General features: G+C 35.7%; 25 protein-coding genes. 17 read left to right on the top strand and 8 right to left on the bottom strand.

The genetic code is table 11. The features are described from left to right. Window positions 1–2: 2 nt before the first annotated feature. A complete protein-coding gene (locus D0S48_RS04115) occupies window positions 3–395 on the top strand; it encodes a group-specific protein (protein WP_144537064.1) in 393 nt (130 codons plus the stop codon). 431 nt (window positions 396–826) lie between these two features. Here D0S48_RS04115 and D0S48_RS04110 read toward each other — a convergent pair whose 3' ends face one another. Together D0S48_RS04110 and D0S48_RS04105 are read right to left on the bottom strand one after the other, a co-directional pair. After that, window positions 827–1,273, bottom strand: coding sequence for an ImmA/IrrE family metallo-endopeptidase (locus tag D0S48_RS04110; protein ID WP_151110244.1), 447 nt, complete (start codon window positions 1,271–1,273; stop codon window positions 827–829). A 31-nt stretch (window positions 1,274–1,304) separates the two neighbouring features. Next, window positions 1,305–1,631, bottom strand: a complete 327-nt coding sequence (locus D0S48_RS04105) for a helix-turn-helix domain-containing protein (protein WP_144537060.1) — start codon at window positions 1,629–1,631, stop codon at window positions 1,305–1,307. Window positions 1,632–1,853: 222 nt separating this feature from the next. Here D0S48_RS04105 and D0S48_RS04100 point away from each other — a divergent pair, with 222 nt between their 5' ends. From D0S48_RS04100 to D0S48_RS04075, 7 genes are all read left to right on the top strand, one after another. Then, a complete protein-coding gene (locus tag D0S48_RS04100; protein WP_144537058.1) occupies window positions 1,854–2,048 on the top strand; it encodes a hypothetical protein in 195 nt (64 codons plus the stop codon). Window positions 2,049–2,078: 30 nt separating this feature from the next. Continuing rightward, on the top strand, window positions 2,079–2,204 hold the full coding sequence (locus D0S48_RS21080) for a hypothetical protein (RefSeq protein ID WP_255475381.1): 126 nt from the start codon (window positions 2,079–2,081) through the stop codon (window positions 2,202–2,204). After that, window positions 2,194–2,355 carry a DUF3954 domain-containing protein gene (locus tag D0S48_RS04095; RefSeq protein ID WP_144537056.1) on the top strand — a complete coding sequence of 54 codons (162 nt, stop codon included), beginning with the start codon at window positions 2,194–2,196 and terminating at the stop codon, window positions 2,353–2,355. The genes D0S48_RS21080 and D0S48_RS04095 overlap by 11 nt, the downstream gene beginning before the upstream one ends. Window positions 2,356–2,521: 166 nt before the next feature. After that, the gene (locus tag D0S48_RS04090) at window positions 2,522–3,001 is read left to right on the top strand and encodes an ArpU family phage packaging/lysis transcriptional regulator (RefSeq protein WP_144537054.1); all 480 of its coding nucleotides are present in this window, start codon (window positions 2,522–2,524) and stop codon (window positions 2,999–3,001) included. Window positions 3,002–3,278: 277 nt separating this feature from the next. Further along, window positions 3,279–3,572, top strand: a complete 294-nt coding sequence (locus D0S48_RS04085; protein ID WP_144537052.1) for a hypothetical protein — start codon at window positions 3,279–3,281, stop codon at window positions 3,570–3,572. Then, window positions 3,569–3,838: a phage holin gene (locus tag D0S48_RS04080; RefSeq protein WP_144537050.1), complete on the top strand. Its 270-nt coding sequence runs from the start codon at window positions 3,569–3,571 to the stop codon at window positions 3,836–3,838. Before D0S48_RS04085 ends, D0S48_RS04080 begins: the two co-directional genes overlap by 4 nt. Before the next feature lie 116 nt (window positions 3,839–3,954). Beyond that, window positions 3,955–4,644: an N-acetylmuramoyl-L-alanine amidase family protein gene (locus D0S48_RS04075; RefSeq protein WP_144537048.1), complete on the top strand. Its 690-nt coding sequence runs from the start codon at window positions 3,955–3,957 to the stop codon at window positions 4,642–4,644. 99 nt (window positions 4,645–4,743) lie between these two features. On the opposite strand, the gene D0S48_RS04070 is transcribed toward D0S48_RS04075, so the two are convergent. From D0S48_RS04070 to D0S48_RS04060, 3 genes are all read right to left on the bottom strand, one after another. After that, window positions 4,744–5,430 (bottom strand): Rv1352/Rv1906c domain-containing protein, encoded by a 687-nt coding sequence (locus D0S48_RS04070; RefSeq protein WP_151110242.1) that lies wholly within the window; start codon window positions 5,428–5,430, stop codon window positions 4,744–4,746. Window positions 5,431–5,796: 366 nt separating this feature from the next. Further along, the gene (locus D0S48_RS04065; RefSeq protein ID WP_151110240.1) at window positions 5,797–6,399 is read right to left on the bottom strand and encodes a hypothetical protein; all 603 of its coding nucleotides are present in this window, start codon (window positions 6,397–6,399) and stop codon (window positions 5,797–5,799) included. 634 nt (window positions 6,400–7,033) lie between these two features. Further along, window positions 7,034–7,483: a DinB family protein gene (locus D0S48_RS04060; protein WP_144537042.1), complete on the bottom strand. Its 450-nt coding sequence runs from the start codon at window positions 7,481–7,483 to the stop codon at window positions 7,034–7,036. A 196-nt stretch (window positions 7,484–7,679) separates the two neighbouring features. Here D0S48_RS04060 and D0S48_RS04055 point away from each other — a divergent pair, with 196 nt between their 5' ends. Next, on the top strand, window positions 7,680–8,066 hold the full coding sequence (locus tag D0S48_RS04055) for a hypothetical protein (protein WP_151110238.1): 387 nt from the start codon (window positions 7,680–7,682) through the stop codon (window positions 8,064–8,066). Between the two features lie 130 nt (window positions 8,067–8,196). Here the strand turns inward: D0S48_RS04055 and lexA are convergent, their stop codons facing one another. Beyond that, the gene (gene lexA / locus D0S48_RS04050) at window positions 8,197–8,817 is read right to left on the bottom strand and encodes a transcriptional repressor LexA (RefSeq protein ID WP_151110235.1); all 621 of its coding nucleotides are present in this window, start codon (window positions 8,815–8,817) and stop codon (window positions 8,197–8,199) included. Between the two features lie 175 nt (window positions 8,818–8,992). On the opposite strand from lexA, the gene D0S48_RS04045 reads away from it, so the two are divergent. The 5 genes from D0S48_RS04045 (at window position 8,993) to D0S48_RS04025 (ending at window position 12,704) form a co-directional block, all read left to right on the top strand. Continuing rightward, the gene (locus tag D0S48_RS04045) at window positions 8,993–9,304 is read left to right on the top strand and encodes a cell division suppressor protein YneA (RefSeq protein ID WP_144537036.1); all 312 of its coding nucleotides are present in this window, start codon (window positions 8,993–8,995) and stop codon (window positions 9,302–9,304) included. Next, the gene (locus tag D0S48_RS04040) at window positions 9,301–9,948 is read left to right on the top strand and encodes a YneB family resolvase-like protein (protein ID WP_144537034.1); all 648 of its coding nucleotides are present in this window, start codon (window positions 9,301–9,303) and stop codon (window positions 9,946–9,948) included. Before D0S48_RS04045 ends, D0S48_RS04040 begins: the two co-directional genes overlap by 4 nt. A 64-nt stretch (window positions 9,949–10,012) precedes the next feature. Further along, complete coding sequence (locus D0S48_RS04035; protein ID WP_144537032.1) at window positions 10,013–10,246, top strand: DUF896 domain-containing protein; 234 nt, start codon at window positions 10,013–10,015, stop codon at window positions 10,244–10,246. Between the two features lie 87 nt (window positions 10,247–10,333). Next, a complete protein-coding gene (tkt, locus tag D0S48_RS04030; protein ID WP_151110233.1) occupies window positions 10,334–12,334 on the top strand; it encodes a transketolase in 2,001 nt (666 codons plus the stop codon). A gap of 148 nt (window positions 12,335–12,482) precedes the next feature. After that, window positions 12,483–12,704, top strand: a complete 222-nt coding sequence (locus tag D0S48_RS04025) for a YneF family protein (RefSeq protein WP_144537029.1) — start codon at window positions 12,483–12,485, stop codon at window positions 12,702–12,704. A gap of 356 nt (window positions 12,705–13,060) precedes the next feature. Here D0S48_RS04025 and D0S48_RS04020 read toward each other — a convergent pair whose 3' ends face one another. Both D0S48_RS04020 and D0S48_RS04015 read right to left on the bottom strand, forming a co-directional pair. Further along, window positions 13,061–13,993, bottom strand: a complete 933-nt coding sequence (locus tag D0S48_RS04020) for an alpha/beta hydrolase (RefSeq protein WP_144537021.1) — start codon at window positions 13,991–13,993, stop codon at window positions 13,061–13,063. 11 nt (window positions 13,994–14,004) lie between these two features. Then, window positions 14,005–14,901 (bottom strand): hydroxymethylglutaryl-CoA lyase, encoded by an 897-nt coding sequence (locus D0S48_RS04015; RefSeq protein ID WP_144537019.1) that lies wholly within the window; start codon window positions 14,899–14,901, stop codon window positions 14,005–14,007. Window positions 14,902–15,009: 108 nt separating this feature from the next. On the opposite strand from D0S48_RS04015, the gene D0S48_RS04010 reads away from it, so the two are divergent. The 3 genes from D0S48_RS04010 (at window position 15,010) to D0S48_RS04000 (ending at window position 18,627) form a co-directional block, all read left to right on the top strand. After that, window positions 15,010–16,194, top strand: a complete 1,185-nt coding sequence (locus D0S48_RS04010) for an acetyl-CoA C-acetyltransferase (protein WP_151110231.1) — start codon at window positions 15,010–15,012, stop codon at window positions 16,192–16,194. 13 nt (window positions 16,195–16,207) lie between these two features. After that, window positions 16,208–16,471, top strand: a complete 264-nt coding sequence (locus D0S48_RS04005; RefSeq protein WP_144537015.1) for a DUF3886 domain-containing protein — start codon at window positions 16,208–16,210, stop codon at window positions 16,469–16,471. 485 nt (window positions 16,472–16,956) lie between these two features. Further along, window positions 16,957–18,627, top strand: a complete 1,671-nt coding sequence (locus D0S48_RS04000; protein ID WP_151110229.1) for a polysaccharide deacetylase family protein — start codon at window positions 16,957–16,959, stop codon at window positions 18,625–18,627. Window positions 18,628–18,629: the final 2 nt, after the last annotated feature.

Genomic DNA, 18,629 nt, shown 5'->3' with positions numbered 1-18,629 from the left:
ATATGAATTTTTACATTGCCTCAAGTTTTAAGAATATCCATGAAGTAAGAGAACTTGCTAGAATTTTAAAACTTGAAGGCTGGAACCACACATATGATTGGACTAAAAATGAAAGAGTAGATTCGTATAACTTGCTCTCTGAGATTGGCAAAATAGAAAAACAAGCAGTAGTTGAGAGTGATTTTTTTGTTGTTCTTCTTCCAGCTGGTAAGGGTAGCCATATCGAGATGGGAATAGCCCTGGGGTTAGAGAAAAGAGTTTTTTTATATTCTACTACGAATTCAAGTTTTGATTTTGACCAAACCAGCACTTTTTATCATGTGGATGGGGTAGAACGTTTTACTGGAGATCTACAGTCCTTCGCTCACTATTTAATAGGTAAACATCACCATTAAGATTAAGGGATAAGTTAGGCAGTTTTTTTGTTACTAAATATAACAAGACCGATTATTAATGGGAATAAAAATATCCAGATTAAATTTTCATTTAAAACATTGACCATGTTATTATTAAAGTTTTTATTGTCGATGTAGTAAAAAAAGCTCGTCCTGCCGTTAATAATACGTAAATGCTTATAGTGAATTTGAGAAATTTCCCCGAGAATACTAGGAGTAAAATCAGTACAAAAGAAGTTAGTGAGACTAGACAATAAAAGAAGTTCAATTCATGCATTTTATAGTTGACGGTATATCCGCAAGCATGATTATTTTTCTAAGAAATAAATAAATTTATTAATACAATGACGCACACACATATCCTAATTATGTTTATCAATCGCATATAGAAGCCCCCACAAGTCGTTGAAATTTAGTTAAGTCTATTAGATTTATTTTTTGGATATATTTAATGGATCAAAAAACAACTCATACTCCTTATATTGTATGGAAATTCCATGTCGTTGCTTGTAGACATTAAGAGCTTCTTTTAAGTAGTTAGCTGTAATTTCAAGGTGCAAGCAAATTTCCTCGACAGTCGTATACCCGTGTAGATAACACTCGATTAAATGATCGAGTGAGACAATTTTTTCGTAGCCCCACCTTCTTGCAATCAGTTCTAGCTTTTGATTGTTTATATTGCCTAAATCGGTTATATTCCCGGTGGACGTCTCGTAATGTCCTAGCTCTTCAGCCAAAATACAGTGTTTTTCGTAAGAGGACTTGGATTTATTGATTTCTATATTATTGTCATAGTATAGACCGGAAAGCCCCTTTGGCAAGTCCTTTTCCATAATACATATTTGCGGATATTCCATCAGTAGTTTCTCGAAACTCATGTAATTACACCCCCTTAATCTTTAATGAAAATTATTTTCTTTGTGATTTGATAAACTCAATATACTTTTTGATGTCCTCCATTTCTTCCTCGGTAACATCCTCATCTATATGGGCGGCAATTGTTTCGATATTTTTACCCTTTTTAGATTCTAATGGAGGGAAAAATTCATTGATAGAAACATTTAAGATTTTAGCAAGCTCATATAATATTTCTTGATTGGCCTTCCTTTCTCCTTTTTCATAACGAGAAATAGTTTGTTTAGTAGTATGTAACTTTTCAGCCAATTCTTCTTGGTTCATATTTCTCATAATCCGCCATTTTTTTATCTGTTTTCCTACGTAATTAGTCAGCTCCATGTCACTTTTTTCCTCCTGCAATAGTATTTATCTAATTATATAATAAAAGTCACCATAACGGAAGTAATATTAAGGTATAATGCTATTTAACCATTTACAAGTAACCAATATGGTGATATATTGTTTTCACAATCAGGATTGAACTTCTAAGATAATGGAGGAATAAAAATTTTTATCGCAAAGTCACCGAAATGGTTACTTTGAGAGGGAGGAGAAAATTAGATGAAGCAGGAAACGTATTTGTTGGATGTATGGTATTTCAATGATGGTACTCTAAAAGAGCCATTTGAAATTTGGTTTGTAGTTACGAAAACCAGAGGCTATGAGGAATATTTAAAAGTGAAGGAACAATCAAGTGAAATACGCTTTAACCCATACTCTGAAAGTCTTTTGTCTAGTATGTTTAGGAACTGGTAGCATGAAGCGTTTGAAAGGGGTGAGTTCTAATTGTCTGTTTTATACGTACTTCTGACTACTGTTACTCTAAGCTTTAGCTTTTGCTTGATCGAAGTGGACAAGCGCTTAGCTCGTCTAGAGAAAGTAAGAAAGGGAGTTGATCTGTATGAAAAATGAAAAACTAAAAATCGAGCAAGCTGTATGTTTGATTAAAGATGGAGAAATGGAGCTAGTGGAAAAACCTCAATATGGCTACGGAAAACAAATTATTACTTGGCAAAATGGAAAGCCTACACATATAGAGATTCAATCGACTAAAAGAATATAACCGTTACTGGAATAACCAGGACACAGACTTGAAGACAAGTCTTGTGTCTTTTTTTTGCTTTGCACCCGTTGTAGTTTAAGGCCAAAGGAAAAAGATGCCTCTTGTAATCTTGCCGTTAATGTCCAAATATACAAACTTGTGCATTCCATATTAAGGAGGACTTTAAATGAATATACAGCAAATAGATTCTCGTAAAACCAAAAAAGCAGTGGAACGTGCTTTTGCAGAATTTAGAAGATATCTACTTCAATCTTCTTTAGATAAAATGCCAACTATTACAGCTCAGTATTCCTTGGTACCGCCATCTGGAAGCTTTAGTGGCTCGTCTACTGAAAATTCAGCAGTGAAAAATATAGATTATGAGCGAAAAAGAAAGCTAGTAATGGAGAAAATTATACATGCTGTTAACAAACTATCCTATAAGGAAAGATCTATAATTACGATGAAATATTTTGGTGAGGAGGAGGTATACGATTATGAAGTTTACACTGACCTTCACCTTTCTCATCGGCAGTATTATCGTATTAAAGCTGTGGCCTTTCGAAAGCTTGCTATAGTATTGAATTTAGTTGTATGGAAAGAACAAGAGAACTTGATTAAGGACATAGATCTGCAAGATAGGGAAATAATCGAGTGGCACTTTTAAGGCACACTTTTTTGTTTTAGATGTGTTTTAATATAACCTATAGAATAGTTTTAAAAATCAATTTCCCAATTAGTGCTTTGCAATTAAAACACAACCATTGTTACTTTGTTGTTTGGAATAGAAAGTGAGCTCCTAAAAAGAAGGCACATTGCTGGCACACATTTTCGTTTTGGATATGTTTTAATATAAACTAAGAAGAATAAAAAATATGAGTGGACAGAAGAGAACGTTCCCAATAGGGTCGTTCTTTTTTTGTTCCCTAAAAAGGAGTGAGGGAATGGAATTATTCATCGGCATGAGTTGCACAGTTTTAGGGTTTCTTGTTGGGTTGCTTACTTATAGTCGCAATAGGGACAAGGATATGAAGGCAGAGGCAGCTAGAACAGCGGTAATTGAAACCAAGCTCGATAACATCAGTAGAGGGGTGGAGATAATTCAACAAGAAATGAAAGCATCGGAAAAGCATCGAGAAATTTTGTCAGAAAGACTTATAAGAGTGGAGGAAAGTACTAAGCAAGCTCACCGTCGATTAGACGAAGTAGCACTTATTCAGGAGGTGACGAGTGTATGAATATCAACTGGAATGTGCGTTTACAAAACAAGATTTGGGTGATGAGTTTCCTGTCCCAATTATTTATCCTAGCAGAGCTAATGCTTATTGCTTTCAATAGTCTAGGAATTACTGAGTATTCCTTTTCAGAGAACATAGAGAAATGGCTATTAGCCATGGTAAATGTAGTTTTTGGCCTGTTAGCGACATTAGGATTGATTCAAGATCCTACTACACAAGATCTCTCTGATAGTAAAAGAGCAATGACATATAAAAAACCAAATTGAGCTGCCCTTATGGGTGGCTCTTTCTATTGAAAGGGGTGATTCCATTGGTGTAGACAACGGTTGTACAAGTTTTCTTTAAAAAAATAAAAACAAAAAATTAGAAGAGGTGATTGATTATGGTAAAAATTTTTATTGATCCAGGTCATGGGGGAACTGATCCAGGAGCTGTAGGTAATGGATTACAGGAGAAAAATTTAACTTTGCAAATTGCAACACGTGTGAAAAATATTCTTTTAGCTGAATACAACAATGTAACTGTATTAATGAGCCGTACAGGAGATACATTTCCAACTTTGCAGGATCGTACGAATCAAGCGAATGCCTGGGGAGCAGATTTCTTCCTTTCTATTCATATTAATGCAGGAGGGGGGACAGGCTATGAGGATTATGTCTATCCAGGTAGCGGAACTCCTACTACAACGTATCAAACAAATATTCATTCAGAGATCTTAAAGCTTGTTAATTTTTCAGATCGAGGAAAGAAAACGGCTAATTTTCATGTTTTGCGTGAATCAAATATGCCTTCGTTGCTTACAGAAAATGGCTTCATCGATAATGCCAATGACGCAGCTAAACTTAATACATCCTCTTTCATTGAATCTCTAGCAAGAGGCCATGTAAATGGTATTGTTAAGTCCTTTGGGCTTCCTAAAAAGAGTACCGCTGTGTATCATACAGTAGTAAGTGGAGATACAGTTTACGGTTTAAGTCAAACTTACGGAAGCACAGTTCAACAGATTAAAGATTGGAATGGCCTAGACTCCAATTATACAATTTATGTTGGTCAGGTTTTAAGAGTAAAATAATAGGCCAATGATGCAGTGAGTATTAGGGAGTCCTTCAATGTAAAATATTAAATAATTTATATTGAAAAAGCGTTGAGATTTCTATCTCAACGCTTTTTTCTATTTAGCTTCGATTGTTACGCCTTGCAGTTTTATATATTGTCCATCAGAGACTGTAATATATGTATCTGCTTCAACGTTTTCATTTGTCACAATATCCTCTAACTGATGCGAACTACTCTTAGAGACTTCGTAATATCCTAATCCTGTATCAGCATTATAAATAATTTTATATTCTCCAGCCGGGATATCTTTTCCTACTTTGTACATACCGTCTTTATAAATACCATCAATAGGAACTATAGAAGGAGCTTGCTCAATAGAATACATATCACCATCCTGAAACTTAAAATATTCTCCATCGTGAAGCGTCACATAGGAATGGGAATCCTTACTTAAATTATCGTTGAAAATAATACCTTCCAATTTACCTGAGCTGTCTTTTGAACTTTCTATATATGTGTAGCCATTAGCAAACACTATATATTCTCCTGCGGATATATCAGTACCAACCTTGTATGTCCCTGATTTAATCTTTCCTTCATTTTTCTTTTCTTGTTTATCCTCGTCTGTTTTTGAATCATTAGTCGTTGAAGCTTCGTTTTTATTGTCTTCTGTGGTTTTCTCGGTAGCTATATCGTTGACTGGCTCATCATCTCCGCCGATTGATGCAAGTGCAATAACAAAAATTACGACGATTACCCAGAACCACCACTTCTTATAAAAAGGTTCTTTTGAATTTCCCATTATTCTTCTCCACCTGTCATATGTAGAATTACATTTAAACATTAACAGAATGCCCATTAATACTGTTTTTTATGAGAGCAAAGAGATATTTTGTTGTTACAATCAAACAGTAAAAAAAGAGATGAGAGAAAAAGTAAATTCTTTAACGTGTTAGTCGATTATTTAGGGGAGACTCTTTTAGATTACGTCTTTTTGTGTATAGGTCATAGGCTGGAAGAGCTTAGGGAGGCCATTACTTAATAGGCATTTTGAAAGAAGAACATTGTTTTTTTATCACAATATAAAAATGAAAATTATTGTATGTATAAGACTGGTCGCTAAACAAGGGCGATCAGTCATCAAAAAAAGGTTAATAGAATTGCAATGTTATTGGATTCCGTATTCTTTAATAAGAGCCTCCATTTTTCTTGAAAACTCGCGATCCAATTTCCTAACCTCATTTAGAATTTCATTTGCTTTAGTTATCTTGTCTGGATCATTCGCATCTAGACCAGCAGCAATTTCACTGAATGCGATATGTTGCTTGCTAATAGCATCTATTAATATTTCATGCGTGGCTGCAATATCATCATTTGGAGGAATAATAGCTTCAATGTTTTCTAAAACAAACATATTTTGTGGAAGAATTTCCTCGTAAATAGCAGTGGCAAATGTATAGCTGTCCAATTGACCATTGGATGATCCAAATCTTAGTTCATCCCAGCGTACTGCTAAATCTGTTACCTCCATATAAGCTACTCTCACATCGTCCAGATAGTATTGCACCAGTTCCTTATCTGTAGATACCATTTCCTCCTCAGGTACTGTTGCCTCTTCTTTTGAATCTGATTTGTTTTCCTCAGCCGCATTCTCTTCTTTTGTTACTACTTTCTCTATCTCTTTTTCAGGTTTTTCTTCCTCCTTTGCTACGGAGCAAGCAGTAAGGCCCAACATACAAGAAACCATTATTAAAAATAACCATTTTCGCATTATGAAAAAAACTCCTTTTGGCTTTTAATCCTGTGCTTATTAAAAAAAGCTAAGAACATATTGTATAACTTGGTTTAAGATGATAAAAAAATTGTTGCTTTTACAAGGATTTAGTTGAGCAAATGTAAGGTCTGGCGTTAGTTCCTGTACTTGATTTATTATTTCTCACGATAAGAAAGGGGATTTCAGTCGGCTTTAAAATATGCACTTATTTACTATATTCATCTCTTAAAATGAAGTCACTGCTATAAGGAAGGAAAACGGGTTTTTGTTAGCGTGGATATATACGACAGGTTACGAGAACAGTAGGATTAGAAAATGTATTTAAATAACATTTTTATGGAAAATAAATATTGAGGCATGAAGTGGCATGGAGAAGAAAAGTCCTACTATGTAGCTCTTAAATAATCAGATGTGGAATTGGAGGGACGCATATAGATATTACTTTTCAATCAACAACAGCGGAAACAAAAAAAGGAAGACAAGAATTTTTATTCTAGTCCTTCCTTTTTTGTTGAATCTAAAGATTTGAGGATAGAAGAGCCAAATTAATGTAGCGAAATAATGGGATCAATTGTTTCACCCCCATTAAATAATTTTTGAACAATATTCTCAGTTGGACAATGAAGCTAATTTAAAAAAGAGGTTTAGGAAAACCATTGAAATGAGCTATGATGCCAATTTGTCCTATGTGGTATGCTTCGTGACTATATATATGATGGAATACCCAGTTATAGGTTGGGGGAGAAGGAGGAATCCAACCATCAGAAAATTTAGGGACTTCAATCAGTTGATTAAACTGTTGATCAGTTAAGTTATTTAATATTCCGTCTGTATGTATGCGAATATCTTGATAAGCTTTAAGTATTTCGAACGGAGAGGAGTTTTTGTCTAAAGTCAAAACTAACTTTTGTTGGAGTGCCACTTCATTAATCCAGAAATCCTCACTAGTAGCAATATGTGAAATAACCCATGCCAAATTATTTGGATAGGTTGGTGAGGTTTTAAACCAGCTTTCTTCTTGTAAACTATTTAAATAAGGTAATAACGTTTTTCTGTAATCATTCCGATATGGAAAAGCCAAATAAATCAATCCTTTCTATTAACAAAAATTAAATATAAATTTTAATAAACAAATGTATTCATTTATGAATTTCTAAATATTTTTTATTGTTCCGATGAATTAAAATAGGATAAAGAGCTTACAAATCTGATGTTAATATAGTACAATGCTACTTATATATATATCTGTAATTCCGGAAATAGTGGAGGGATAGAATGTGGATGCAAATGAATTAATTAATGTGATTAATCATAGTATAGAAAAGTTAGATTATGCTTCAGCAAGAAAATATATAGAGGAAAATCTAAATCTAGTTAATATAAATAAACATTTACTTATTGACAATGCGAGAAGTGTGTTAGTTTACATAAACGACACCCTAGAATCAGGAGCCCAGCCTTTAACTCGCCAAGAAGTTTCCTTGATTTACACGATTAATAAGCATGCTACGAAATTTGACGTTAGAGCTTTGAGAATGATAATAAGAGATAACCCGTCCTTGCTAATAAGACAAGACATCAAACATTATTTTAATGAAGATGCAAAGACTCTCTTAGAGGGAATGAATGTAATACCAAAACAATCAAAACAAGCAATAATATAAACAAAACCCCTTCATGTCTCGAACATGAAGGGGTTTTTCGATGATCTAAACAAAAATGTCCACTTTCTTGTTAGATATGATATCGGCTCAAAGTAATCATACTATGAAAATTGTAGAAGTCAAGCAATCATTAGTGAATATGTCGGTAAACTCCTACTACTTTTCCTAAAATAGAGACTTGATTAACAATAATCGGATCCATCGCAGAGTTCTCCGGCTGTAGGCGGAAATACGTTTTTTCTTTAAAGAATCGTTTTACTGTTGCTTCATCCTCTTCTGTCATTGCTACAACGATGTCCCCATTGTTAGCAGATTGCTGTTGTTTAACAATGACATAATCTCCATTCAAGATTCCAGCTTCAATCATACTATCACCCATAATTTCTAACATAAATAGGTGATCATCTGAAGTACCAAACGTTTCAGGAAGCGGGAAGAATTCTTCAACGTTTTCAATTGCAGTAATAGGCATACCAGCTGTAACCTTCCCAACTAAAGGAACATGCACAACTCCCTGCCTTTCGACAGTAGCCTCTAAACCATCTAATATTTCTATTGCACGTGGTTTTGTAGGGTCTCTACGAATTAAACCTTTACTTTCCAATCTTGCTAAGTGTCCATGTACAGTAGAACTTGAAGCAAGACCTACTGCCTCACCAATTTCACGTACGGATGGTGGATAGCCTTTTTTACGAACTTCTTCCTTTATAAAAGCTAGAATATCTTCCTGTCTTTTAGACGCTTTCTTCAATGAGTTCACCTCTTTTAGTAATAAATTCCCTACTAGATTAATACTTATTAATAGTATACCAGTGTCCTGAAAATTATGCAAACATAGGTTCTAATATTTGTTGACAAAAACAAATGTTCGTATTAATATTAGAACATACATTCCGAACAAACATTCTAATTTTGGGGGTTTTTTTATGAATTGGGTAAAAAACAATTATTTTTTAGCATTATTTTTAGGACTAAATCTTATATTTATGACAACTATGGTAATCTCACATACAATAACAAACGAGGAAGACTCACACATCAAAATAGAACAAGGGGATTCCTTATGGGCTCTTGCAACAAAATATGGCATAGAAGATTCAAGGGAAGAATGGGTTAGTCAGGTAATAGAAATGAATAATTTATACGATACCTCTATTAAAGCTGGGGATGTTATAGTTGTTCCTAAAGTAAGTGAGAACCTTCACTTAAATTATGGAACAGAGGTAGCGGGAGAATGAAATCAGTTATTTATTGTCGAGTAAGTACAGACAAATCCACACAAGAAACTTCTTTAGAGAGACAAGAGGAAGAGTTGATAGATTTTGCTAAAAAACAGGGCAGTGAGGTTTCTCAGGTTTTTGCAGATCAGCATAGTGGATATGATGTTGAGAGAGATGGGCTATTAGAGATGCTCAATTATGTAAAAGAAAATGATATCAAAGCGGTGTTTGTGCAAGATGAAACTAGAATAGGTAGAGGTAATGGTAGAATGGCTGTCCTTCATTTACTTCAGAAAACAAACACATCGGTCTATACGTTACAGGATAAAGGTATATTAAACTTAAATGAAATGGATTCTATGCTTTTAGAAATCCTTGCCTTGGTGGAGGAATATCAACGTAAAATTCATAATGCCAAGATTAAAAGAGGAATGAAGCGCGCGATATCAAAAGGCTATCGTCCAGAAAAGAATTTAAAAACTCGAGGAAACCCTGAGGGAAGAGAGCGAATAGATATACCTGTTGATGAAATTGTCCGATTACGGAACGCAGGGCTCACATACGAGGAAATCACCTCTACATTAAAGGGATTAGGTTTTAATATAAGTAAAGCAACTGTACATAGAAGATATATGGAATTTAAAGAGACTCACGAAGGGTAAAGACTTGCACTTCGTGTGTTTTTTTCATACCTTTATATAAGAGTTAGTTGAAAGGATGAAAAATATGTTAAGTAAAGAAAAACTAGCACGTATTAATGAGCTGGCAAAAAAGTCTAAGTCCAGTGGATTATCTATTGAGGAAGCAAAGGAACAAAGTGCTTTGCGCAAAGAATATTTGGAAACATTTAGAGCAACAATGAGAGATACAATAGAAAGTGTAAAAGTTATCGACCCTTCTGGAAACGATGTTACACCAGAAAAGGTACAACAAGCGAAAAAGGGTAAATTTCTGAATTAACTAATCATTTCAGAAACCATTGATAATACGCGAATTGTTGTCTAAACTATTATTATAGAAAAAATTTTGTTCGAGAGGATGTCATTCATGTCATTACAATCAGATCTATTAGCAATTACGACTATTCGTACTCTATCTATCGATGCAATCGATAAAGCAAACTCTGGTCATCCAGGTCTTCCTATGGGAGCTGCACCAATGGCGTACACATTATGGACAAAACATTTACGCCACAACCCAAGCAATCCTAATTGGTTTAACCGCGACCGCTTTGTTTTATCAGCAGGTCATGGCTCAATGCTGTTATACAGCTTGCTACACCTTGGTGGTTATGATCTACCTATGGAAGAGATTAAAAACTTCAGACAGTGGAACTCTAAAACTCCCGGACATCCAGAATTTCGTCACACAGCAGGGGTAGAAGCAACAACTGGTCCTTTAGGACAAGGTATAGGTATGGCTGTAGGTATGGCCATGGCAGAGGCGCATTTAGCTGCTACTTACAATCAAGAAGGACATTCTATTGTTGATCATTATACGTATGCATTATGCGGAGATGGAGATTTGATGGAAGGTGTAGCTGCTGAAGCTATTTCTCTAGCGGGACACTTAAAATTAGATAAACTAATCGTATTGTATGATAGTAATGATATTTCGTTAGATGGAGATTTACATAAATCTTTCTCTGAGAACATTGAAAAACGTTTTGAATCATACGGATGGAACCATATTTATGTAGAAGATGGTAATGATATTGAAGCAATTTCAGCTGCAATCGACAAAGCTAAATCACAAAACGATAAACCAACAATTATCGAAGTGAAAACAGTTATTGGATTTGGTTCTCCCAACCGCTCCGGAAAAGCAGATGCTCATGGTATGCCGCTTGGCAAAGAAGAATCTCTATTAGCTAAAGCAGAATATAAATGGTTATTCGAAGAAGATTTCTATGTACCAGAGGAAGTTTATGAAACTTTCAAGGAAGCTGCTGAGCGTCAAGGTGTTCAAGAAGAAGCTACATGGAACGAAAGATTAGCTACTTATGAAAAAGAGTTCCCAGAGCTAGCTCAAACTCTAAAACAAGCGATTAATGGAGAGATGCCTGCAAACTTTGCAGATGCACTTAAAACTTATGAAGAAGGAACTTCACAAGCAAGTAGAGCAGCTTCAGGTGAAGCTATTAATGCTATCGCTCAAAATCTGCCTTCATTTTTCGGAGGAAGTGCTGACTTAGCTGGTTCTAACAAAACGACTATTAAAAATGCTGGAGATTTCTCTGCAGATAACTATGCGGGCAAAAACATCTGGTTTGGTGTTCGTGAGTTTGCAATGGGAACTGCTCTTAATGGTATGGCCCTTCATGGCGGTCTACATGTGTTCGGTGGGACATTCTTCGTATTCAGTGATTATGTACGCCCTGCAATTCGTCTATCCGCATTAATGGGATTGCCAGTAACATATGTGTTCACTCATGATAGTATTGCAGTAGGGGAAGATGGACCAACTCATGAACCAGTTGAGCATTTAGCTTCACTAAGAGCTATGCCAGGCTTATCAGTAATCCGTCCAGCTGATTCAAATGAAACAGCGGAAGCATGGAAATTAGCTGTATCCTCTAAGGATCAACCAACTGTGTTAGTGCTTTCTCGTCAAAACTTACCTACACTTAAAGGTTCTGTAGACCAAGCTAGTGAAGGTGTGGAAAAGGGAGCTTATATCGTTTCACCAGTTGAAAATGCAGAGGGTATCTTACTTGCAACAGGTTCAGAGGTTGGACTAGCAGTAGAGGCTCAAAAAGCTTTAGCAGAAGAAGGAATTCAAGTTTCTGTAGTATCTATGCCATCATGGGATAGATTTGAAAAACAAGATACTGCATATAAAAATGCTGTATTGCCTTCTAACTTAACAAAACGCCTTGCTATTGAAATGGGATCTTCTCTTGGATGGCATCGTTATGTTGGATTCGAAGGTGACGTTATTGCAATAGACCAATTCGGTGCAAGTGCACCTGGAGAGATCGTAATGAAGGAATATGGCTTTAGTGTAGGAAATGTTGTTTCTAAGATGAAAAATCTACTACAAAAATAATATTCTTCTTTGCAATTCGAATACTTTCTCTTAAAAGTATTCGAATTGCTATTTATCAAAGAATTTATATAGAATGCCTATGAAATTTATAGTATAATTTCAATTGGTGTCTTGTACACGTAGAGAAGTTGGTAAAGGAGGAGAAAAATTGGATACTTGGATATGGGTTGTTATAGTAATTGTCGCTTTAATCGGTGGTGTTGTAATCGGATTTTTTGCAGCACGACAATATATGATGAAATATTTGAAAGAAAATCCACCAATCAATGAACAAATGCTACGTATGATGATGGCACAGATGGGTCGTAAGCCATCCGAAAAACAAGTGAAACAAATGATGAACCAAATGAATAAAATGCAAAACAAATAATTAAAGGCACTCATTAATTGGGTGCTTTCTGACTGTAAACATCTCAAACTAATTGAGCTGTTTGCAGTTTTTTATATACACTCATTTTATTTTAGGATTATTTCTAGTATGAAAAAGGATTACTTCAAAAATATTTGTTGAATTTTATTAAAGTAGACTCCCAAAGAATATAGATTCTCTTTAAGGAGATTTTCACTCTGAATTTATTATGTAAAGATTTCAATTAGGAATGATTTGTTATCAATAAAAATAAAAAGAGGATTCCAATTCTATAATGGAATCCTAATCTTAAAATTTTATTATTCAATATGCTTAATTAATGGAATATTAATCGTTTAAAATCAAATTAGAAATGCCTATTTTTCCCCTAGCAAGCTATATTGCTTTAAAAAATCTGATACAACTTCTTCATATTCCTTGCTATTTTCATTAAACGATTTAGCGTGTGCTCCTACATCGAATAATTTGAGCATTTTAGGTCCTTTTTTCTTTTCATATAAATCTTCTGTCATCTTTGGCAAGATGAAATCATCCTCCATACTATGAATAAATAAAACAGGTTTTTCTATTTTATCTACTACATCAATCGGAGATACCAAATTCAAGGTGTAACCATCTCGCCATTTTAAGAAGAGATTAGCAAATCGGATGGCTAAGCTAGAGCGAAGTGGGGTGGTTTGGGTAAGTAAATGATAAACCTGGTCTTCAAAATCAGAGAATGCGCAATCTGAGATATAGAAGTCTGCATCGTCAATAATAGAACCGGCATATAGCAGGGTGGTGGCTGCTCCCATTGACTCCCCGTGTATCCCAATTACCGCTTTTTCGCCTGCACGTTCCCGAACTGCTTCCACTATTGCCTGTAAATCCATTTTTTCGTAATAACCAAAGCTTGTCGTTTTACCTCCAGAATCACCATGTCTACGATGATCATAGACGACGCAGTTAAAGCCAAGTCTTTCGAACATTCTTACAAAACGTAGCGAATTAATCTTATTCTCAGTAACACCATGACAAATGATGACGTAATTCTTCGTTTGGAGAGGTTCAATGAAAATCGCTTTCAGAGAGTAACCATTCTTCGAGGGTATCCACCGTTCTAATTTGTTTACAGCATTAAACCAGACCTCATCTAAACGTTTGGAAGTAATTTCTCTATTGTATATAAAGTCATCTTCTTTTTTCTTCATGTACATGAGTTTATTCGTGAGAAAAAAACCAAACACAGTGGCTACTGCTGTAAGAATACTTGTGAAAATACTCGTCCAAACGATAACTCTTTTTTTCATAAGCTCAGCTCCTACTTGCTCTTATATAATCTATACATCCCTGTCTCAATTGGTCTGGAAACATATGGAGCAACGATATTGACTGCTTTTAATAATTCGTCCATATTGATATTGGTGGAAATATCCATTTTATGTAGCATATTCACAACATCCTCAGTTGCTACATTTCCTGTGGCACCGGGTGCAAAAGGACATCCTCCTAAGCCACCTGCAGATGTGTCGAATCTTGAAATACCGGCCTGTAGGGCTGCAAATATATTGGCAATCCCCATTTTGCGAGTATCATGAAAATGTGCAGTAATTAATGTATTCGTAAATTCATTTTTTATAGCATGGAATAAATTATAGCTTTCTTTTGGATTCGCCATTCCAATGGTATCTGCTACACTAAGTTCGTTTACACCCCATGACACGAATTCCTTGCATAGGTCGATTGTCTTTTGTGGATCGACCGCACCCTCAAAAGGACAATAGAACGCAGTAGAAATACATGCTCGGACAAAATGTCCATCTTCCATTAGTTTTTCCACAATAGGCTTTAATTCATCCATACTTTCTCTTGTAGTTTTGTTAATATTTTTTTGGTTGAAGCTATCTGATACACCTACGAAAACTGCGAAGCTAGTAGCTCCATTTTCCATTGCTAGCTCTACACCTTTTTTATTTGGTGTTAGTACAAATTGTCTACCCACTTTTTTAACTTTCGTAACGATCTCTTTTGAGTCTTTCATTTGTGGAACCCATTTTGGTGATACAAAAGAACTTAGTTCCATTTCTTCTATACCAGCCTGTTGAAGCTGTTCAATAAAAGCTAATTTTATTTCTGTTGGAACCTCATTTTTTTCATTTTGTAGGCCATCTCTTGGTCCTACCTCGATTATTGTCACTTTATTTGGTAAACTATACATATTCATCCCTCCCTCTTTTATTGTAATGAATGGATGGTTGAACAAGCAAACTTTTAATTTGATTTATTAGATTTTATTGAAAAAGGGAATATTAAGGAGGAAATTCACGTGACAAATGAAGTTGTGATCGTAAGTGCTGTTAGAACAGCGATTGGTTCTTTCCAGGGTGGATTAAAGGATATACCAGCAACTAAACTTGGGGCTATCGTTATTCATAAGGCATTAGAAAAAGCAGGGGTAGAAAAGGAATCAGTAGATGAAGTAATCATGGGGAACGTGCTTCAAGCAGGTCTAGGACAAAACCCTGCCAGACAGGCATCCATTCAAGCTGGACTTCCACAATCGGTTTCAGCTCTGACTATAAATAAAGTATGTGGTTCAGGACTTAAAGCAATTCATCTTGCTACTCAAGCAATTATTGCTGGGGATGCAGAAATAATTGTAGCTGGCGGTATGGAAAATATGAGCCAAGCTCCTTATCTATTAAAGAATGCTAGAGACGGCTTCCGGATGGGAGACCAAAAAGTAGTGGATAGCATGATTTCCGATGGACTATGGTGCGCATTCAACGATTATCACATGGGCATAACGGCAGAAAATCTTTGTGACCGTTATGAAATCTCTCGAGAAGAGCAGGACAAATTCTCTGCGCGATCACAAGCAAGAGCTGCAGAAGCTGTAGAAAATGGAAAGTTTGATGAAGAAATAGTTCCTGTGGAAATTCCACAAAGAAAAGGAAATCCCGTTATCTTTGATAAAGATGAGTATCCGAAAAAAGGGTCTACTGAGGGAAAACTAGCTGGATTGCGTCCGGCATTTAAAAAAGATGGGTCTGTTACCGCTGGAAATGCTTCTGGTATTAACGATGGGGCAGCTGCTGTAGTTGTAATGTCTAAGCAAAAGGCAGATCAATTGGGCCTAAAACCTTTGGCTACGATTGTGGCTAACGCATCTGCTGGAGTAGATCCAAGCGTAATGGGTATTGGTCCGGTAGAGGCAGTGAAAAAAGCTTTGAATAAATCCCAGTTATCTCTAAGTGATATTGAGCTTATTGAAGCAAACGAAGCTTTTGCAGCTCAATCTATAGCAGTTGATAGAGAGCTATCCTTCAATCATGATATACTAAATGTAAATGGTGGAGCTATTGCTTTAGGCCACCCAATCGGTGCTAGTGGTGCTCGTATTTTCGTTACTTTACTTCATGAAATGGAGAAGAGAAATGCTAAAACAGGACTTGCGACACTTTGCATTGGTGGAGGTCAAGGGGTAGCTACTATTGTGAAACGCTCATAAAGTAGGTGAAAAAATGGCTAAAAAAAAGCAAAAAAGACATCAACAGCCGCAAGCTAAATCCTCTTCTGTAAAAGAAGAAGGTAATGCTCTTTCAGATCAGCTTTCTATGGATGTTCTTGCTAAGTTAAAAGAAACGAAGAAACAGTTAGTGACAGCTGAACAAGAAAGAGAAGAGGAAAGACAGGCACAGCTTGCTTTTGAAAAAAAACAAAAAGAAAAGAACAAAACCTTTGAAGAGCTACTCGATGAGTATGGCTTTGGTGGTTCTAAGTTCTAATTGAAGACCTATTCACCCGCAAAGGTGAATAGGTTTTTTTATTAGATAAGGAATTTTTAAAAATTAGCATAGGGCTATTTGATAAGTAGAATATTATTTTTCCTTCATCTTTAGAGCACACAATCCTCTCAATAAGTAAAAGAATTTATTAATAACTCATCTTGATGTGTTATATGCTGAAACCGGTTGGTTTACCTCCGAAATCGGTCCGTTCATCTAAAATTTATCCTTTAAATCAGGTGCAAACGGCTAGAAGAATCAGTTTACGACAATAAATGTGTAGATTACTACAATGAAGCCTTGTTTTACAGCAATCTTAGCCTCATTTGAAAACCCAATTTCAAGAAACAAAAACTCGATTTAAAAAAATATATAAAATTTTCAAACAATTTATTGATAAAAATATCCAATTATACTATGATTATCATAACAATATAATAGACATGTAATATACCTGTCTGTTCCTATAGAGGAGTGACCATTCGATGAAAATGGCAAGGCTGGGGGTTCTTTTTGATAGAGAGGAAGCAGAGAAGCAATGGGGGAGGGGAAACAATGTTTTTGAATGTTATGTTTATGAAATTCTCGACCATTTTAGACTCCCTTATCAAAAAATAGATAGTTTGGAACAACTTAATTCCTTTGATTTATTGATAGTCGCTCAATGCTCGGATACTGAAGCTACTCAAGCAAAAATACTAAACTATGTAGAGTCTGGGGGAATTGTGATTGCATATGGTGGACTAAATAATCTGAAGGATAAGCTAGGATTTAAAAGTCAACATATTTCCACTGCAGGATATGCAGAGCTTTCGACTTTTCTCAATCAACAGACCCCTCTTCGATATCTTCAAGCGGAACCTTGGACCTATGAAGGGACAGAGTTATCGCACAGCCAGTTAGGGACATTGCTAAATGAGGATGCGTATGCACTACAGCGAATTCAGCACGGAAAGGGCTCGATTGAGCGTTGGGCGGTTCCTATACCACAAACGATCGTTGCTATGCAGCAAGGAACTGCTCCAGTAACTTTAGACGGCATTCCAGCACCAGATGGGAGTGCAAATATTGATGAGGATATTTTAAAGGCAGATGATGGCTTCGAGCTAGATTGGGATTTAGATAGAATCTTTACCCAAACAGGAATGCCGTATTTTCCTCATCCTTACGCAGACTTATGGAGAGAGGTTATTCTAGAGCATCTTGTTAAATGTGCAATGGATAAACAACTTACTATTCCTCTTATTGATTATTGGCCAACTGACGTGAAGCATATGGCTATGATCTCTCATGATAGTGACCTTAATGTTGATGAATCAGCACAAATAACACTAGATACACTAAAATCAGAGAATGTGCAATCCACTTGGTGTATGATTGCGCCTGGTTATAATGCTTCTATTTATGAGCAGATAAAAAAAGATGGTCATGAAATAGCACTCCATTATAATGCGCTTGAGCAGGATGATGGCATTTGGTCGCAGGAAGCCTTTGAAGCACAGCTTACATGGCTACAACAATCTACAAAAGTTGAAAATATAATTTCAAATAAAAATCATTATACGAGATTCGAAGGGTGGGGAGAATTTTTTGTATGGTGCGAGAAATATGGGATTGAAGCAGATCAGTCGAGAGGGCCAAGTAAAAGAGGAAATATAGGATTCCTATTTGGAACATGCCAACCTTATTTTCCAATGGCTTGGGCGGATGAAAAAAATCGACTATATGACGTGTTGGAGATTGGCTTCCTGACGCAGGATTTAAATCATCATACATTAGCTGATGCAACGGTCATTGAACCTTTTCTTGAAGGAGTAAAAAGAGTGAATGGAGTGGCCCATTTTCTATTTCATCAAATTCATATTTATCAGCAACAACCTGTTCGTGAAGCTATAGTCCAATTAATCCATACTGCAAAGCAGCAAGGCTTTTCGTTCTGGACCAGTAAGCAAATTAACAATTGGGTAAGAGGAAGACGAAAAGTAGAAATCATAGGTATTTCCGATTTAGGTGAGATCGAGCTTAAAGGGAATATATATGAGGATAAGTTAGTCGTTCTTTTGCCTGTTTCGGCTGAAACTTCACAAACGGTCAAACGTTTTGGATTGAACTGTAAAATTGCTTCGATTGCCAATCACATCTTAAAAGAAGCTTAATG

Origin of the sequence: Psychrobacillus sp. AK 1817, from assembly GCF_008807035.1 — a bacterium.
In the GTDB taxonomy this organism is placed as follows: Bacteria; Bacillota; Bacilli; order Bacillales_A; family Planococcaceae; genus Psychrobacillus; species Psychrobacillus faecigallinarum.
The sequence above is the reverse complement of the archived record's forward strand: the minus strand, read 5'-3'. Positions and strand labels throughout refer to the sequence as shown.

Excerpts from the sequence above, each read along its gene's own strand:
- D0S48_RS04115 (WP_144537064.1), top strand. The coding sequence starts at position 3 with ATGAATTTTTACATTGCCTCAAGTTTTAAGAATATCCATGAAGTAAGA.
- D0S48_RS04110 (WP_151110244.1), bottom strand. The coding sequence starts at position 1,273 with ATGAGTTTCGAGAAACTACTGATGGAATATCCGCAAATATGTATTATG.
- D0S48_RS04105 (WP_144537060.1), bottom strand. The coding sequence starts at position 1,631 with ATGGAGCTGACTAATTACGTAGGAAAACAGATAAAAAAATGGCGGATT.
- D0S48_RS04100 (WP_144537058.1), top strand. The coding sequence starts at position 1,854 with ATGAAGCAGGAAACGTATTTGTTGGATGTATGGTATTTCAATGATGGT.
- D0S48_RS04095 (WP_144537056.1), top strand. The coding sequence starts at position 2,194 with ATGAAAAATGAAAAACTAAAAATCGAGCAAGCTGTATGTTTGATTAAA.
- D0S48_RS04090 (WP_144537054.1), top strand. The coding sequence starts at position 2,522 with ATGAATATACAGCAAATAGATTCTCGTAAAACCAAAAAAGCAGTGGAA.
- D0S48_RS04085 (WP_144537052.1), top strand. The coding sequence starts at position 3,279 with ATGGAATTATTCATCGGCATGAGTTGCACAGTTTTAGGGTTTCTTGTT.
- D0S48_RS04080 (WP_144537050.1), top strand. The coding sequence starts at position 3,569 with ATGAATATCAACTGGAATGTGCGTTTACAAAACAAGATTTGGGTGATG.
- D0S48_RS04075 (WP_144537048.1), top strand. The coding sequence starts at position 3,955 with ATGGTAAAAATTTTTATTGATCCAGGTCATGGGGGAACTGATCCAGGA.
- D0S48_RS04070 (WP_151110242.1), bottom strand. The coding sequence starts at position 5,430 with ATGGGAAATTCAAAAGAACCTTTTTATAAGAAGTGGTGGTTCTGGGTA.
- D0S48_RS04065 (WP_151110240.1), bottom strand. The coding sequence starts at position 6,399 with ATGCGAAAATGGTTATTTTTAATAATGGTTTCTTGTATGTTGGGCCTT.
- D0S48_RS04045 (WP_144537036.1), top strand. The coding sequence starts at position 8,993 with ATGAATTGGGTAAAAAACAATTATTTTTTAGCATTATTTTTAGGACTA.
- D0S48_RS04040 (WP_144537034.1), top strand. The coding sequence starts at position 9,301 with ATGAAATCAGTTATTTATTGTCGAGTAAGTACAGACAAATCCACACAA.
- D0S48_RS04035 (WP_144537032.1), top strand. The coding sequence starts at position 10,013 with ATGTTAAGTAAAGAAAAACTAGCACGTATTAATGAGCTGGCAAAAAAG.
- tkt (WP_151110233.1), top strand. The coding sequence starts at position 10,334 with ATGTCATTACAATCAGATCTATTAGCAATTACGACTATTCGTACTCTA.
- D0S48_RS04020 (WP_144537021.1), bottom strand. The coding sequence starts at position 13,993 with ATGAAAAAAAGAGTTATCGTTTGGACGAGTATTTTCACAAGTATTCTT.
- D0S48_RS04015 (WP_144537019.1), bottom strand. The coding sequence starts at position 14,901 with ATGTATAGTTTACCAAATAAAGTGACAATAATCGAGGTAGGACCAAGA.
- D0S48_RS04005 (WP_144537015.1), top strand. The coding sequence starts at position 16,208 with ATGGCTAAAAAAAAGCAAAAAAGACATCAACAGCCGCAAGCTAAATCC.
- D0S48_RS04000 (WP_151110229.1), top strand. The coding sequence starts at position 16,957 with ATGAAAATGGCAAGGCTGGGGGTTCTTTTTGATAGAGAGGAAGCAGAG.